At 63.7% G+C, this 13,210-nt stretch carries 16 protein-coding genes; 3 read left to right on the top strand and 13 right to left on the bottom strand.

The features are described 5' to 3' along the window. Positions 1-6: 6 nt before the first annotated feature. The 10 genes from IVA96_RS14240 to urtA form a co-directional block, all read right to left on the bottom strand. Positions 7-546, bottom strand: coding sequence for an HD domain-containing protein (locus IVA96_RS14240; protein WP_247277820.1), 540 nt, complete (start codon positions 544-546; stop codon positions 7-9). A gap of 3 nt (positions 547-549) precedes the next feature. Further along, positions 550-990 carry an endonuclease domain-containing protein gene (locus IVA96_RS14235; RefSeq protein WP_247277821.1) on the bottom strand — a complete coding sequence of 147 codons (441 nt, stop codon included), beginning with the start codon at positions 988-990 and terminating at the stop codon, positions 550-552. 117 nt (positions 991-1,107) lie between these two features. Beyond that, complete coding sequence (locus tag IVA96_RS14230) at positions 1,108-1,413, bottom strand: urease subunit beta (protein ID WP_247277822.1); 306 nt, start codon at positions 1,411-1,413, stop codon at positions 1,108-1,110. An 8-nt stretch (positions 1,414-1,421) separates the two neighbouring features. Further along, positions 1,422-1,724 (bottom strand): urease subunit gamma, encoded by a 303-nt coding sequence (locus IVA96_RS14225; RefSeq protein ID WP_027553946.1) that lies wholly within the window; start codon positions 1,722-1,724, stop codon positions 1,422-1,424. Between the two features lie 24 nt (positions 1,725-1,748). After that, positions 1,749-2,579: an urease accessory protein UreD gene (locus tag IVA96_RS14220; protein ID WP_247417921.1), complete on the bottom strand. Its 831-nt coding sequence runs from the start codon at positions 2,577-2,579 to the stop codon at positions 1,749-1,751. 31 nt (positions 2,580-2,610) lie between these two features. Then, positions 2,611-3,306: an urea ABC transporter ATP-binding subunit UrtE gene (urtE, locus tag IVA96_RS14215; RefSeq protein WP_247277824.1), complete on the bottom strand. Its 696-nt coding sequence runs from the start codon at positions 3,304-3,306 to the stop codon at positions 2,611-2,613. 3 nt (positions 3,307-3,309) lie between these two features. Beyond that, positions 3,310-4,071: an urea ABC transporter ATP-binding protein UrtD gene (urtD, locus tag IVA96_RS14210; RefSeq protein ID WP_247417918.1), complete on the bottom strand. Its 762-nt coding sequence runs from the start codon at positions 4,069-4,071 to the stop codon at positions 3,310-3,312. A gap of 4 nt (positions 4,072-4,075) precedes the next feature. Further along, positions 4,076-5,245: an urea ABC transporter permease subunit UrtC gene (gene urtC / locus IVA96_RS14205; RefSeq protein WP_247417916.1), complete on the bottom strand. Its 1,170-nt coding sequence runs from the start codon at positions 5,243-5,245 to the stop codon at positions 4,076-4,078. After that, the gene (urtB, locus tag IVA96_RS14200; RefSeq protein WP_247417913.1) at positions 5,242-6,849 is read right to left on the bottom strand and encodes an urea ABC transporter permease subunit UrtB; all 1,608 of its coding nucleotides are present in this window, start codon (positions 6,847-6,849) and stop codon (positions 5,242-5,244) included. The genes urtC and urtB overlap by 4 nt, the downstream gene beginning before the upstream one ends. An 84-nt stretch (positions 6,850-6,933) precedes the next feature. Then, positions 6,934-8,262, bottom strand: a complete 1,329-nt coding sequence (gene urtA, locus IVA96_RS14195; RefSeq protein ID WP_247277828.1) for an urea ABC transporter substrate-binding protein — start codon at positions 8,260-8,262, stop codon at positions 6,934-6,936. Positions 8,263-8,742: 480 nt separating this feature from the next. Between urtA and IVA96_RS14190 the strand changes: the two genes are divergently transcribed. The 3 genes from IVA96_RS14190 (at position 8,743) to IVA96_RS14180 (ending at position 11,105) form a co-directional block, all read left to right on the top strand. Next, positions 8,743-10,314 carry a DEAD/DEAH box helicase gene (locus IVA96_RS14190; RefSeq protein ID WP_247277829.1) on the top strand — a complete coding sequence of 524 codons (1,572 nt, stop codon included), beginning with the start codon at positions 8,743-8,745 and terminating at the stop codon, positions 10,312-10,314. Positions 10,315-10,337: 23 nt separating this feature from the next. Next, positions 10,338-10,628, top strand: coding sequence for a translation initiation factor IF-1 (gene infA / locus IVA96_RS14185; protein ID WP_011084263.1), 291 nt, complete (start codon positions 10,338-10,340; stop codon positions 10,626-10,628). A gap of 264 nt (positions 10,629-10,892) precedes the next feature. Beyond that, entirely contained in the window at positions 10,893-11,105 is a 213-nt protein-coding gene (locus IVA96_RS14180) for a cold-shock protein (protein WP_247277830.1), read from the top strand. 113 nt (positions 11,106-11,218) lie between these two features. Here IVA96_RS14180 and IVA96_RS14175 read toward each other — a convergent pair whose 3' ends face one another. The 3 genes from IVA96_RS14175 to IVA96_RS14165 form a co-directional block, all read right to left on the bottom strand. Further along, a complete protein-coding gene (locus IVA96_RS14175; RefSeq protein WP_247277831.1) occupies positions 11,219-11,797 on the bottom strand; it encodes a TadE/TadG family type IV pilus assembly protein in 579 nt (192 codons plus the stop codon). A 23-nt stretch (positions 11,798-11,820) separates the two neighbouring features. Next, positions 11,821-12,399 carry a TadE/TadG family type IV pilus assembly protein gene (locus IVA96_RS14170; RefSeq protein ID WP_247277832.1) on the bottom strand — a complete coding sequence of 193 codons (579 nt, stop codon included), beginning with the start codon at positions 12,397-12,399 and terminating at the stop codon, positions 11,821-11,823. A gap of 253 nt (positions 12,400-12,652) precedes the next feature. Then, complete coding sequence (locus IVA96_RS14165) at positions 12,653-13,150, bottom strand: pilus assembly protein N-terminal domain-containing protein (protein WP_247277833.1); 498 nt, start codon at positions 13,148-13,150, stop codon at positions 12,653-12,655. Positions 13,151-13,210: the final 60 nt, after the last annotated feature.

The following is a 13,210-nucleotide window of genomic DNA, read 5'->3' as shown; positions in this document are numbered from 1 at the left end:
GGTCGGTCACAGCACGGCCCTCGCTGCTTTCACGGCATCGTCGAACTTCTCGTCGAGCCACGCGTTGCCGCCGCGGCAGCCCGCAACGACTTGCGTGGCCCACTCAACGTAATCGACGAGTTCGTCGTGCTCCTCGGCACTCAAATCGGTTTGAATGCGCGCCGCTGTATTGCTGATCTTGTCGGCAATCTTGATCAGCTTCGCGCCGGCGGATTTTTTTGGCGCGTCCATCGCCTGCCGACGCCGTCGCTCGGCTTTCGGCAGACTCATGTCGTCGGTGCATTCCGCGACGAGGGCGGCGACACGCTCGGAGAATCTCTGCGCCAGCTCCTCGCGCGTGGTGTCGGTGTCCTCGATGGAATCATGCAACCATCCGGCCGCCACCAGCTCGGCATCGGCACCACCGGTCGCGGTCGCAAGCAGGTTCGCGACCTCTGCGAGATGATTGATATAGGGCTCGTTGCCGCGCCCCTTGCGCGCCATGCCGTTATGACGGCGCGCAGCGAGTTCGGCAGCTTCAGAGACGAGGCGGATGGGTGAGAGCATGGCTTAGGCCTCCTTCGCGCCATCAGATACACCGATCTCTCCGTTCCCTCCCCTCTTGCGGGGGAGGGCCAGGGAGAGGGGTGCTCCGGGCTCCGCTACCTGAAGGATGGCGAGAACCACTCCCTCCAGGTTCTTCATTACGTCGTTATTGGTGAAGCGCAACACGCGATATCCGCGCGACGCGAACCACTCGTCGCGCACCTCATCGTGACGTATGCGCGCCGCGAATTCGTGGCTTTCACCGTCGACCTCGACGACGAGCTTGCAGGAATGCGCAACGAAATCGGCTATGTAATCGCCCATTGGAGCTCGACGGCGAAACCCGAGGCGAGCCAAGCGGTGAGCTTTAAGATGGCGCCAGAGAAGCGTCTCCGCGGGCGTCATCGCCCGCCGCAATTGCTTGGCACGGGTTCTTTGCGACCGGGAGACTTCGTCGTGTGGCATACCCCCCTCCCCGCCCCTCCCCCGCAAGGGGGGAGGGAGCGCGACAGTTGCGCTCACCTCACCGTGGATCACTGCACTCGCCTCAATCGCGTCGCGCTGCGCTCGCCGTTATTGCACTCACAGCCTCCCCATCACCTCGCCACGAAAACCGTAGATCGTCTTCTTGCCGGCCATGGCGACGAGCTGGACATCGCGGGTCTGGCCCGGCTCGAAGCGGACGGCGGTGCCGGCCGCGATGTCGAGGCGCATGCCGCGGGCGCGTCTGCGGTCGAACTTCAACGCCGGGTTGGTTTCAAAAAAATGGTAGTGCGAGCCGACCTGGATCGGACGGTCGCCGGTGTTGGCGACTGTCAGCGTCACGGTCTTGCGGCCAGCATTAAGCTCGATCTCGCCGTCCTGGATGAAGAGTTCGCCGGGAATCATGTCTGCTCCTACCTGATCGGCTCGTGGACGGTGACGAGCTTGGTGCCGTCCGGAAAGGTCGCCTCGACCTGGATATCGTGGATCATCTCCGGAATTCCCGGCATCACCTGATCGCGGGTCAACACCTGCGCGCCGGATTGCATCAGTTCGGCGACGGTGCGGCCGTCACGGGCGCCTTCGAGGATAAAATCGGAGATGATCGCGACCGCCTCGGGATGGTTGAGCTTGACGCCGCGGTCCAGCCGGCGGCGCGCCACGATGGCGGCCATGGAGATCAGAAGCTTGTCCTTTTCGCGGGGAGACAGGTTCATGCGAAATCTCTTCCGTTCAACACGTCAATTCAACCACAGCCGCGGCAGCACGGCGCCGGTGCGCGCCAGCACCGCCATCATGTCAGCGCGCAAACGCGCCGCATCTTGGGCACAGAACCGCGCCATTGCAAAGCCATTCCAGGCGGATATCCCGACCTCGCCCGCGAACGAGTCCGATGCTTCGCGCAGGCGCTCAACCAGGGCCTCGTCTCCAGGCAGGATCAGGGCCGTGCCGATCGCGGCGCCATCTTTGGCAACGGCAGATCGGCCGAGTTTTGCGCCGATATTGCCGTCGAGCCTGATGGTTTCGGCGAACACCAGCTTGCCGCCGCGAGAGAGCCGCCAGCGATCGACAAACTCGCCCTGCTCCATCCGCTCGCCCATGGCGGTGCGACCGAACACCACGATCTCGCAGAGCAGAAGCGAAGCCGTCTCATCGAGCGCGATGTCGAAGCGGCGATGGACACGGGCGCGATCGAACAGGATGGTCTCCTGAGGCAGCCAGGACAGATGCGCGCCTGCGCCGACCTTCAGCGCGATATTGAGCTCGGCCGCCTGTCCCGGCGCACGATAGACCTTTTCTGCGGCCGCAGTAGTCAGCGTCAGCCGCGCAGCATCAGCGGCCGTGATCTCAATGTCGAAGCGGTCGCCGCCAGCGACCCCGCCGGCCGTGTTGACGAACACGCCAGACAGCCCCTCGCCTTCTGGCGACGGAACGCGCACGCGCAGCGAGCCGCTTTCATGCAACGTGCCACGCCGCGTCACGCCGTCGCGCGCCTGAACATCGAAGCTCACCGCGCCGCGGGCACGGTTCGCCTCGAAAACGGTTGATGTGACTGAAAAGTCGCTGCGCATCCGCCTCCCCAGCCGGTCGCGGCAGAATGGCCTACAGCGCCATCTGGCGGCTGATTTCGCTCGCGTCGAGATTGGAGCGGTCGCAGGTGAACTTCACCGCGCCGCGATCCATCACCGCGAAACTGTCGCCGAGTTCGCAAGCAAAGTCGAGATATTGTTCGACCAGCACGATCGCAATGTTGCCGAGGTTGCGCAGGTAGGAGATGGCGCGGCCTATGTCCTTGATGATCGACGGCTGGATGCCTTCGGTCGGCTCGTCGAGCAGCAGCAGCTTTGGCCGCATCACCAGCGCGCGCCCGATCGCGAGCTGCTGCTGCTGACCGCCGGAGAGGTCGCCACCGCGCCGGCCGAGCATGGATTGCAGCACCGGGAAGAGCGAGAACACGTCATCCGGAATGTGCTTGTCCTCGCGCTTGAGCGGGCCGAAGCCGGTCTTGAGGTTCTCCTCGACCGTGAGCAACGGAAATATCTCGCGGCCCTGCGGCACGAAGCCGATGCCCCTGCGCGCGCGCTCGTAGGGCTTCAGGCCCGTGATGTCTGTGCCGTCGAGCACGATCGCGCCCGAGGAGATCGGATATTGCCCGACCATGGCGCGCAAGAGCGAGGTCTTGCCGACGCCGTTGCGGCCGAGCACGCAAGTCACCTTGCCCGGCTCCGCCGAGATCGAGACGCCGCGCAGCGCCTGCGCCGCGCCGTAGAACAGGTTGATGTCCTTGACCTCAAGCATCGCTCAGCGTCCCAGATAGACTTCGATGACCCGCTCGTTGGACGAGACCTGGTCGATGGTGCCTTCCGCCAGCACGGTGCCTTCATGCAAGCAGGTGACCTTGACCCCGAGCTCGCGTACGAAAGTCATGTCGTGCTCGACCACCATCACGGTGTGGGTCTTGTTGATCTCTTTCAGCAGCTCGGCGGTGAGATGCGTCTCGACGTCGGTCATCCCGGCGACCGGCTCGTCGACGAGGAGCAGCTTTGGGTCCTGCGCGAGCAGCATGCCGATCTCGAGCCACTGCTTCTGGCCATGGCTGAGGCTGCCGGCGAGACGGTTGCGGGCGTCGGTGAGCCGGATCGTCTCCAGCACCTTGTCGATGCGCTCGGACTCCGCTTTGCTGCCGCGCCAGAACAGCGTGCCCCGGACCGAGTGATCGACATTGAGCGCGAGCAGGAGATTGTCCTGCACGCTCTGGCTCTCGAACACGGTCGGCTTCTGGAATTTGCGGCCGATGCCGAGCTCGGCGATCCGGGTCTCATCGAGCCGCGTCAGATCGGTGACCCCATCGAACAGCACAGCGCCCTCGTCCGGCTTGGTCTTGCCCGTGATGATGTCCATCATCGTGGTCTTGCCGGCGCCGTTCGGGCCGATGATGGCGCGCATCTCGCCGGGCTCGAGTGTCAGCGACAGGTTGTTGATGGCGCGGAAGCCGTCGAACGAGACGTGCACGCCGTCGAGATAGAGCATCGCGGAGGTGGCGCGGGTATCCATGACGTTCATCGCGCTACTCCGCCATCTTGGGTTCGGTGACGCCATCTTCGGCCGCAGCGCTCGCAATGGCCGCGGCGGTGCGCTTTTCCTTCGATGAGTCCCACCAGGCGTTGAAGGTGCCGACGATGCCCTTCGGCAGCAGCAGCGTCACCAGGATGAACAACGCACCCAGCATGAACAGCCAGTACGGCGCGAGCACGCCGGAGGTGAAGAAGGTCTTGGCGTAATTGACGACGACGGCGCCGAGCGCCGCGCCGACCAGTGTGCCGCGGCCGCCGACCGCAACCCAGATCACCGCCTCGATCGAATTGCCCGGCGCAAATTCGGATGGATTGATGATGCCGACCTGCGGCACGTAGAGCGCGCCGGCGACGCCGGCCATGCAGGCCGACACCGTGAACACGAACAGTTTGTAGGATTCGACGCGGTAGCCGAGGAAGCGCGTCCGCGATTCCGCGTCACGCACCGCAATCAGCACCTTGCCTAGCTTGGAGGAGACGATGGCGCGACAGATCAGGAAGCCGACGATCAGCGCCAGGCAGCTCAGCGCGAGCAATGCGGCGCGCGTACCCTCCGCCTGCACGTTGAAGCCGAGGATGTCCTTGAAATCGGTCAGGCCGTTGTTGCCGCCGAAGCCGAAATCATTGCGGAAGAAGGCGAGCAGCAGCGCATAGGTCATCGCCTGCGTGATGATCGACAGATATACGCCTGTGACGCGGGAGCGGAAGGCGAGCCAGCCGAAGCAAAAGGCGAGAAGGCCCGGCACGACCAGCACCATCAGCGCCGCAAACCAGAACATGTCGAAGCCGTACCAGTACCAGGGCAGCTTCTGCCAGTTCAGGAACACCATGAAGTCGGGCAGGACCGGATTGCCGTAGACGCCGCGGGTGCCGATCTGTCGCATCAGATACATGCCCATGGCGTAGCCGCCGAGTGCGAAGAAGGCGCCGTGGCCGAGCGAGAGGATGCCGCAATAGCCCCAGATCAAGTCGATCGCGAGCGCGAGGATGGCGTAGCAGACATATTTGCCCCAGAGCGCGACGAGATAGGTCGGCACCTGAAGGAACGAGCCCGCAGGCAGCAGCAGGTTGGAGAGCGGGATGAGGATGCCGCAGGCCGCGACGACGGCGAGGAAAATCGTCGCGCTGCGGTCCAGCGATCGCGTCAGCATGTGAGGGGTCATGCTTCCACCGCACGGCCCTTGAGCGCGAACAAGCCGCGCGGCCGTTTTTGGATGAACAGGATGATCAGAACCAGGATGGCGATTTTGCCGAGCACGGCGCCTGCGACCGGCTCCAGGAACTTGTTGGCGATGCCGAGCGTGAAGGCGCCGACCAGGGTGCCCCAGAGATTGCCCACGCCGCCGAACACCACGACCATGAAACTATCGATGATGTAGCTCTGGCCGAGATTGGGGCTGACATTGTCGATCTGCGACAATGCCACGCCTGCAATGCCGGCGATGCCCGAGCCGAGCCCGAAGGTGAGCGCATCGACGCGCGAGGTGGCGATGCCCATCGAGGCCGCCATGCGGCGGTTCTGCGTCACCGCGCGCATCTCGAGGCCGAGCGCGGTGTAGCGCAGCATCGCGAGCAGGATCGCGAACACGGCCAGCGTGAAGCAGAGGATCCAGAGCCGGTTATACGTGATAGTGATCTGGCCGAGTTCGAACGCGCCGCTCATCCAGGAGGGATTGCCGACCTCGCGGTTGGTCGGGCCGAACATGGTGCGCACCGCCTGCTGCAACACCAGCGACAGGCCCCAGGTCGCCAGCAGCGTCTCCAGCGGACGGCCGTAGAGAAAGCGGATGATGCTGCGCTCGATGAGGACGCCGATGGCGCCGGCGACGAGAAAGGCGAGCGGCACGGCAATCAGCAGCGAATAGTCGAACAGGGCGGGATAGCGGGTACGGATCACCTCCTGCACCACGAAGGTGGTGTAGGCCCCGATCATCACCATCTCGCCATGCGCCATGTTGATGACGCCCATCACGCCGAAGGTGATGGCGAGCCCGATCGCAGCGAGCAGCAGCACCGAGCCGAGTGAGAGGCCGTACCAGGCGTTCTGCACCATCGACCAGACCGCAAGCGAGCTTTGGATCGAGCCGATCGCGCTCGCGGCAGCCTTGGTCACCGAGGCCGGCTGGTCGCCCATGCCGGTGAGCAGCGCCAGCGCCTCCTGATCGCCGCGCGCCTTGAGCGTGGCGACGGCCTCCAGCTTCTCGACCTCGGTGGCGTCCGACTTGAACAGCAGGATGGCCGCCCGGGCTTCGCCTAGCGCAGCCTTGACGGATCGGTTGGTTTCCTTGGCGAGGGCGCCATCGACGGCTTCGAGTGCGGTCTCCTCATGCGACTTGAACACGGATTGCGCGGCCTGGAGGCGCGTTCCGACATCCGGCGACTGCAGCGTGAGGCCGCCGACCGCGGCATCGACGCTGCGGCGCAGACGGTTGTTGAGGCGAACCGCGCTCGCGCTGTCGGGAATGCTGGTCACCGGCTGGCCGGTCGCGGCATCGATCGACTTGCCGTCGGCGCCGGTAACATAGACCTTCTTGCTATCTGGATCGGCCATGAGGCGGCCGTCTTGAAGCGCGCTGATGATCGGCAATGCCAGCGGGTTGCCGCTGCTTGCGACCGCGCCGATCGCCTCTTCCGTATCGGAAAAATCGTCGTTGGCGAATTTTGTGACCGCATCCTCGAACGGACCGGCGAAGGCCGGCAGCGCGAACGCGATCAGGAACAACGAGAGCAGGAGCGAACGGAGACGGGCGGACAAATGGGCTGGCACTGTGAATGACCCCGGCGGAAATGGGTGGAGAAGGCGGCGGGATCGCCGCCCTCTCCAATCTTGCAATGGAGCGTCAGATCGGGATCAGGAGCCCGAACCGAGGCACTTGTTGGTCTTGGTATTGAAGTTGCCGCACTTCTTGCCGACCCAGTCGCCGATCAGGTCCTTGGAGCCGTCGAGCTCCTTCGACCAGGCATCGCCAGCAACGAGACCCGGGGTCTTCCAGACCACGTCGAACTGGCCGTTGCCCTTGATCTCGCCAATGAACACCGGCTTGGTGATGTGGTGGTTCGGCAGCATCTTCGACACGCCGCCGGTCAAGTTCGGCGCCTCGATGCCCGGAAGCGCATCGATCACCTTGTCCGGATCAGTCGACTTCACCTTCTCGACTGCCTTCACCCACATGTTGAAGCCGATCACGTGTGCTTCCATCGGGTCGTTGGTCACGCGCTTCGGGTTCTTGGTGTAGGCCTGCCAATCCTTGATGAACTTCTCGTTCGACCCGTCCTTGGTCTTGATCGACTGGAAGTAGTTCCAGGCGGCGAGATGCCCGACCAGCGGCTTGGTGTCGATGCCGGCAAGCTCTTCCTCACCCACCGAGAACGCGACCACGGGGATGTCCTTGGCCTTGATGCCCTGGTTGCCGAGTTCCTTGTAGAAGGGAACGTTGGCGTCGCCGTTGATGGTCGAGACCACCGCGGTCTTCTTGCCAGCCGAGCCGAACTTCTTGATGTCGGCAACGATCGTCTGCCAGTCGGAGTGACCGAACGGCGTGTAGTTGATCATGATGTCTTCCTGAGCCACACCCTTCGACTTCAGATAGGCTTCCAGGATCTTGTTGGTGGTGCGCGGATAGACGTAGTCGGTGCCCGCGAGCACCCAGCGCTTCACCTTCTCTTCCTTCATCAGATAGTCGACGGCGGGAATCGCCTGCTGGTTCGGCGCAGCGCCGGTGTAGAATACGTTGCGCTCGCTCTCCTCGCCCTCGTACTGCACGGGGTAGAACAGGATGTTGTTCAGCTCCTTGAAGACCGGCAGCACGGACTTGCGCGACACCGAGGTCCAGCAGCCGAACACGACCGCGACCTTGTCCTTCGTGATCAGCTCGCGCGCCTTCTCGGCGAACAGCGGCCAATTGGAAGCGGGGTCGACGACGACGGCCTCGAGCTTTTTGCCGAGCACGCCGCCCTTCTTGTTCTGCTCGTCGATCAGGAAGAGGATGGTGTCCTTCAGCGTGGTCTCGCTGATGGCCATGGTGCCGGAAAGGGAGTGAAGCACGCCGACCTTGATCGTGTCGTCCGCGGCCTTGGCGCCAGTCAATGAAGCCAGACCGAGCATCAGCCCGGCGGTCGCGGCGAGGACGCCGCGGCGGCTAAATGACGCCGCTATATCGTGAGTGGATTTGCTAAGCATGAGTGTATCATCTCCCTGACGCAGACGTGAAAAACGCTGCGAAACGGCCCCACGGCCGCCTGCGATTAACGGATTCGCAAGAACCATGCCATGGGCTAGACAGCCCTCAAGCCGTTGGTTTTGCTGTGAAAACGGCTTATTTTCTAAGTCTCGCCGCGATCTGCTCGCCTAAACCCTAGGCAATGGGAATGTATGCGAAAGCGGCAGATGGCCTGTTTTATATGCAAATCGTCCGTCTTGGCTAAATTTCCGGCACAACTATTTCTGCGCCGCAACCACCGTTTAGGACGAACCCGCCTTGAAAGCGCCCCGACGATGTTCCATATGAACGGTCGAGACTGCTTGCGAATCAAGCCGTCGTTGCGAGCTGCGTGTTCTTAAGCCCCTACGGGCCTCTGGCTTGCCCCATATCTCCCAAGCCCATCCGACACCCCAAACACGCAGGTGTCTTCTCGACACCCTATGCGCGCGCCGCGCCGAATGCGCCGGGCGCCCGCCTTTGACATGGAAAGAACCCCTCTTTTGACTTCGTTTCAGGATTTCGGCCTCGCCGAACCCATCGCACGCGCTCTTCGTGAAGAGAACTACGTCACCCCCACCCCGATCCAGGCTCAGACCGTCCCGCTGGCGCTGACCGGCCGCGACGTCGTCGGCATTGCCCAGACCGGCACCGGCAAGACCGCGTCCTTCGCGCTGCCGATCCTGCATCGCCTGCTCGATAACCGCATCAAGCCGCAGCCCAAGACCGCCCGCGTCCTGGTGCTGTCGCCCACCCGCGAGCTGTCCGGCCAGATCCTCGACAGCTTCAATGCCTATGGCCGCCACATCCGCCTGTCCTCAACACTCGCCATCGGCGGCGTGCCGATGGGCCGCCAGGTCCGCTCGCTGATGCAGGGCGTCGAGGTTCTGGTCGCCACTCCCGGCCGCCTGCTCGATCTTGTCCAGAGCAACGGGCTGAAGCTTTCAAGTGTCGAATTCCTCGTGCTCGACGAGGCCGACCGCATGCTCGACATGGGCTTCATCAACGACATCCGCAAAATCGTTGCCAAGCTGCCGATCAAGCGGCAGACGCTGTTCTTCTCGGCCACCATGCCGAAGGACATCGCCGAGCTCGCCGACGCTATGCTGCGTGATCCCGCCCGCGTCGCGGTGACCCCGGTCTCCTCGACCGCCGAACGGATCAACCAGCGCATCCTCCAGGTCGACTTCTCGGCCAAGCCGGCCTTCCTCGCCAAGCTGCTGAAGGAAGAACCGGTCAACCGGGCGCTGGTCTTCACCCGCACCAAGCACGGCGCCGACAAGGTCGTAAAGACACTGGAGAAGGCGGGCATCCCCGCCAGCGCCATTCATGGGAACAAGTCACAGAACCATCGCGAACGAACGCTGGGCCAGTTCCGGTCGGGCGAGATCCGTACCCTGGTCGCCACCGACATCGCCGCCCGCGGCATCGACGTCGACGGCATCACCCACGTCATCAATTTCGATCTGCCCAACGTGCCCGAGACTTACGTCCACCGCATCGGCCGCACTGCGCGCGCCGGCGCCGACGGCACCGCGATCTCGCTGGTTGCCGGCGGTGACGAGCTCGGCTATCTCCGCGACATCGAGCGCCTGATCCGCGTTGCGTTGACGCGTGAGGACCACCGCACCGATGCCGGTCGCCGGGATGCCGGTCCTCCCCCGCCGCAGCAACGACAAGGTCGGCCAGGCCGCCCGGGCCAGCGTCCGCAGGGCGCACGGCACGGGCAGGGTGACGGGCGGCGTGCCGACGAAAGGCATGGCGACGGGCGCCACCACAGCGCCGGCAAGCAGGGCGACGGACGCCCCGGCGAGGGACGGCATATTGACGGGCGGCCCGGCACTGGCCCGAAAGCTTCGAAGGCATCTCGTCGCCGCCGTTCCGGTGCTAAGATGCATTCGTCGCTAACCGACCGTCCGGAACAGCGTTCCGCGCATAGCGCCGGGACGCCTGATGGGATACAAGGCGTTGCCTTTTTGCGCCGCGAGAGTCGGCCGAACGGTCAACCGAATCGCAAACCCTTTTCGCACTAGCCGTCCACGACCTGGAGAAATTCATGGCTAAGGAAGAGCTGATCCAGTTCGAAGGACTGGTCACCGAAATCCTCCCCGACGCACGCTACCGCGTGCAGCTCGACGCCGGACACGAGATCGTTGCTTACACCGCCGGCAAGATGAAGAAGAACCGGATCAAGACGCTCGCGGGCGACCGCGTGACGGTGGAGATGTCGCCCTATGACCTCGAGAAGGGCCGACTGATTTTCCGCCACAAGGACGAGCGTCCCGCCACGTCCGGCGGCCCGCCGCGGGGTGGAGCGCAGCGCGGCGGCCAGTTCCGCCGCCGTTAGTCTTCGGGCGCCTCAGCGCGGAAGTAAAATTCTGGTCTGTATGCTGATCCGCCGCGCACCTCGCGGCGGATCAAAAAATCGTACGCTCCGGATTGTTTTGAAGCCCTAATTCCGATAAAATGAATTAATCGATTTTCGGCCGGACGACATTAGCATCCACCGGTACAGCCGGTTCAGACACGCTGACGACCTTTCCAAAAATTCGATCTAACCTGCCTGCGCGAGCGGGCTCTTACATGGTGCTATCTAGAAGGGACTACCCCAGTGAGCATGGGAACCGTGAAGTGGTTTAACGCGACCAAGGGTTATGGCTTCATTCAGCCCGATGACGGTGGCAAGGACGTGTTCGTTCACATCAGCGCCGTCGAGCGCGCCGGCCTCGGCTCGCTGCACGAAGGCCAGAAGGTCTCCTACGAGATCGTGGCCGACCGCCGCTCCGGAAAGTCGGCAGCGGACAACCTCCGCGCCGCAGGCTGAGCCCGCCGGGCCCATAGCCCGGATATTGCCCCGGACCAGCTCAGGCGAGCCAAGGAATCAAAAAGGCCGTGCGCAACGCACGGCCTTTTTCATGTCGGAAGGAGGCGCTGCGATCAGTAGACCGTGCAGGCCGTAGCCGGGCTGTAATAGACGCAGGTGGACTGGCGCGGGCGGGTATAGGCAACATCGCTCAGCGTGACCGCGTTCTTGAGCACGTAACCGATCGTCGGCGTGTAGGTGTAGCTGACCTCACTGAAGATCAGGTAGGTGCCGCCGACCGCAAGCGTCGTGGGAATCGTGACCGGGGACTTCTCCGTGCGCGGCGCGGATCCCTTGCTCCACTGCACATGCGCCTGCAGGGTCGATGGGTCGACATAGAGTTCGCTGATCGTCGCCGACACCGTCGTGGTGGGATACGGCGTCATGACGCCGGTCGAGGCCGCGAAGAAATTGGTCATGTCGGTATCGCCGACCGAAATCGATTGCGAGGTGAGGTCGGACAGCGTCCGCGCCATCAGCGTCACCTTGCGATCGATCGCCACCGCCGACGAGAACTCGACCGTGCCGAAGAACATCACCAGCATCAGCGGCACGATCACCGCGAATTCGGTCGCCGCGAGCGCCCTGCTGTCCGCGACGAACTCGCCCACGGCGCAGCGGGCCGCCCACCAGATTCTCGACATCGTCTGCATCGTTCCGTCCAGATCCATTGGTCTTAGTAAGGCTCGTTCTTGAACGCGGCCGTGGCAACCAGCAGCCGCTTGCTGCCCGCAAGATTGGAGGTGTTGTAGCCGAGGCCGGTGACGAACAGCGGCCATTGATAGAACAGCCGCACCACCACGATGTCGCCCGCACCGCCCGGGCTGTAGCTCGTGTTCGTGTCGAAATTTCCGGAGCCGTCGATATGGGTCGGCAGCGTCACCGCAGCGAAGGACGAGAAGCTCGTGACTTCGACATAGAGCTTGCTGCAATCGAACAGCGCCGGAATCTGGCTACAGACATAGGACTTGAACGTTGCTTGCGTGCAGGGCTTGCTCACGCCGGAGACGGCGCAGGCCGTCACTGAACCGGATTGCGCCTGCCCGGTCAGAACCACGCGCGCGGAATTCTGCGTGATGGTCTCGAGCACCTGGCCCGCGAAGAACATCAGCGCCGTCTCGATGATGGCGAACAGCAACGCGAAAAACACCGGAGCGACCAGCGCAAACTCGACGACCGCGGAGCCGCGGCGGTTACCGCGAAACCGGCGCAGCGCGGCGAGCAGCGTGAACCTCGTTGGTGCAGGCGATGGCATCGCGTCAAATTCCCCGGCAACGGCAATCATCTGCCCGTTTCAATAGCGAAAACTGATTGTTTAAGTGTTTCAGGCGATCCGCTCCGGTCAGACCGCCTCATTAAGCATGCGTTAACCGCGAACGCCCAAGCACAGGCAGGCAGACAGGACGGCCACGCGGAAACAAGGGCGCGCGGAGAGAAGAACTCCTCGTGGGAGGCGCCAGCGTCCGGGCCGGTCAGGCGATCCTGCCCGAGCAACTTCGCCGGTTCTGCTAGTTGGTCTTGGCGCCGGCTCCGGCCGTGCCGCTGGCATTGCCGCTCAGTGTGCCCGCCTGGTTCATCGTGTTGTTGAAGTAGGCATCGCTGTCGCCGAGCGTGACGCGGCGCTGGCAAAGCGGCAGGCAGCTATAGGACTCGCGCTCGATCCCGCGATAGACGGTGACGAGCCGGTCGCTCGGACCTTCGACCTGGATCTGGCGGTCGACCAGGATCTCGCCGCCCCGGTCGAGCGCGATGAAATTGGTGGCACCATAGCCTTTCCCGGTCACGACGATCATGCCGCCAGGCTGGAGCGTGACGTCCGCGATCAGGGGATTGCCGACCACGATGGTCGCGACCTTGCCGGGGAGCCGTACCAGCTTGGCCTGGTCGACATTGACGGCGATGGTATCGGCGGTGGGCTCGGCAAGGCCGGCACCAGGCAACGCCAGCATCGCGGCCGCAACCAGAAGGCAGACGCGCGCCTGACGGCGCAGCAATTCTTTACGCATACTCTTACCCCCGGGACGTCACAAACCGGCAGAAACGATCAGACAGCGGAGCCGGTGCCC

It is taken from the genome of Bradyrhizobium sp. 159 (assembly GCF_023073795.1).
Lineage (GTDB): Bacteria > Pseudomonadota > Alphaproteobacteria > Rhizobiales > Xanthobacteraceae > Bradyrhizobium.
The sequence above is the reverse complement of the archived record's forward strand: the minus strand, read 5'-3'. Positions and strand labels throughout refer to the sequence as shown.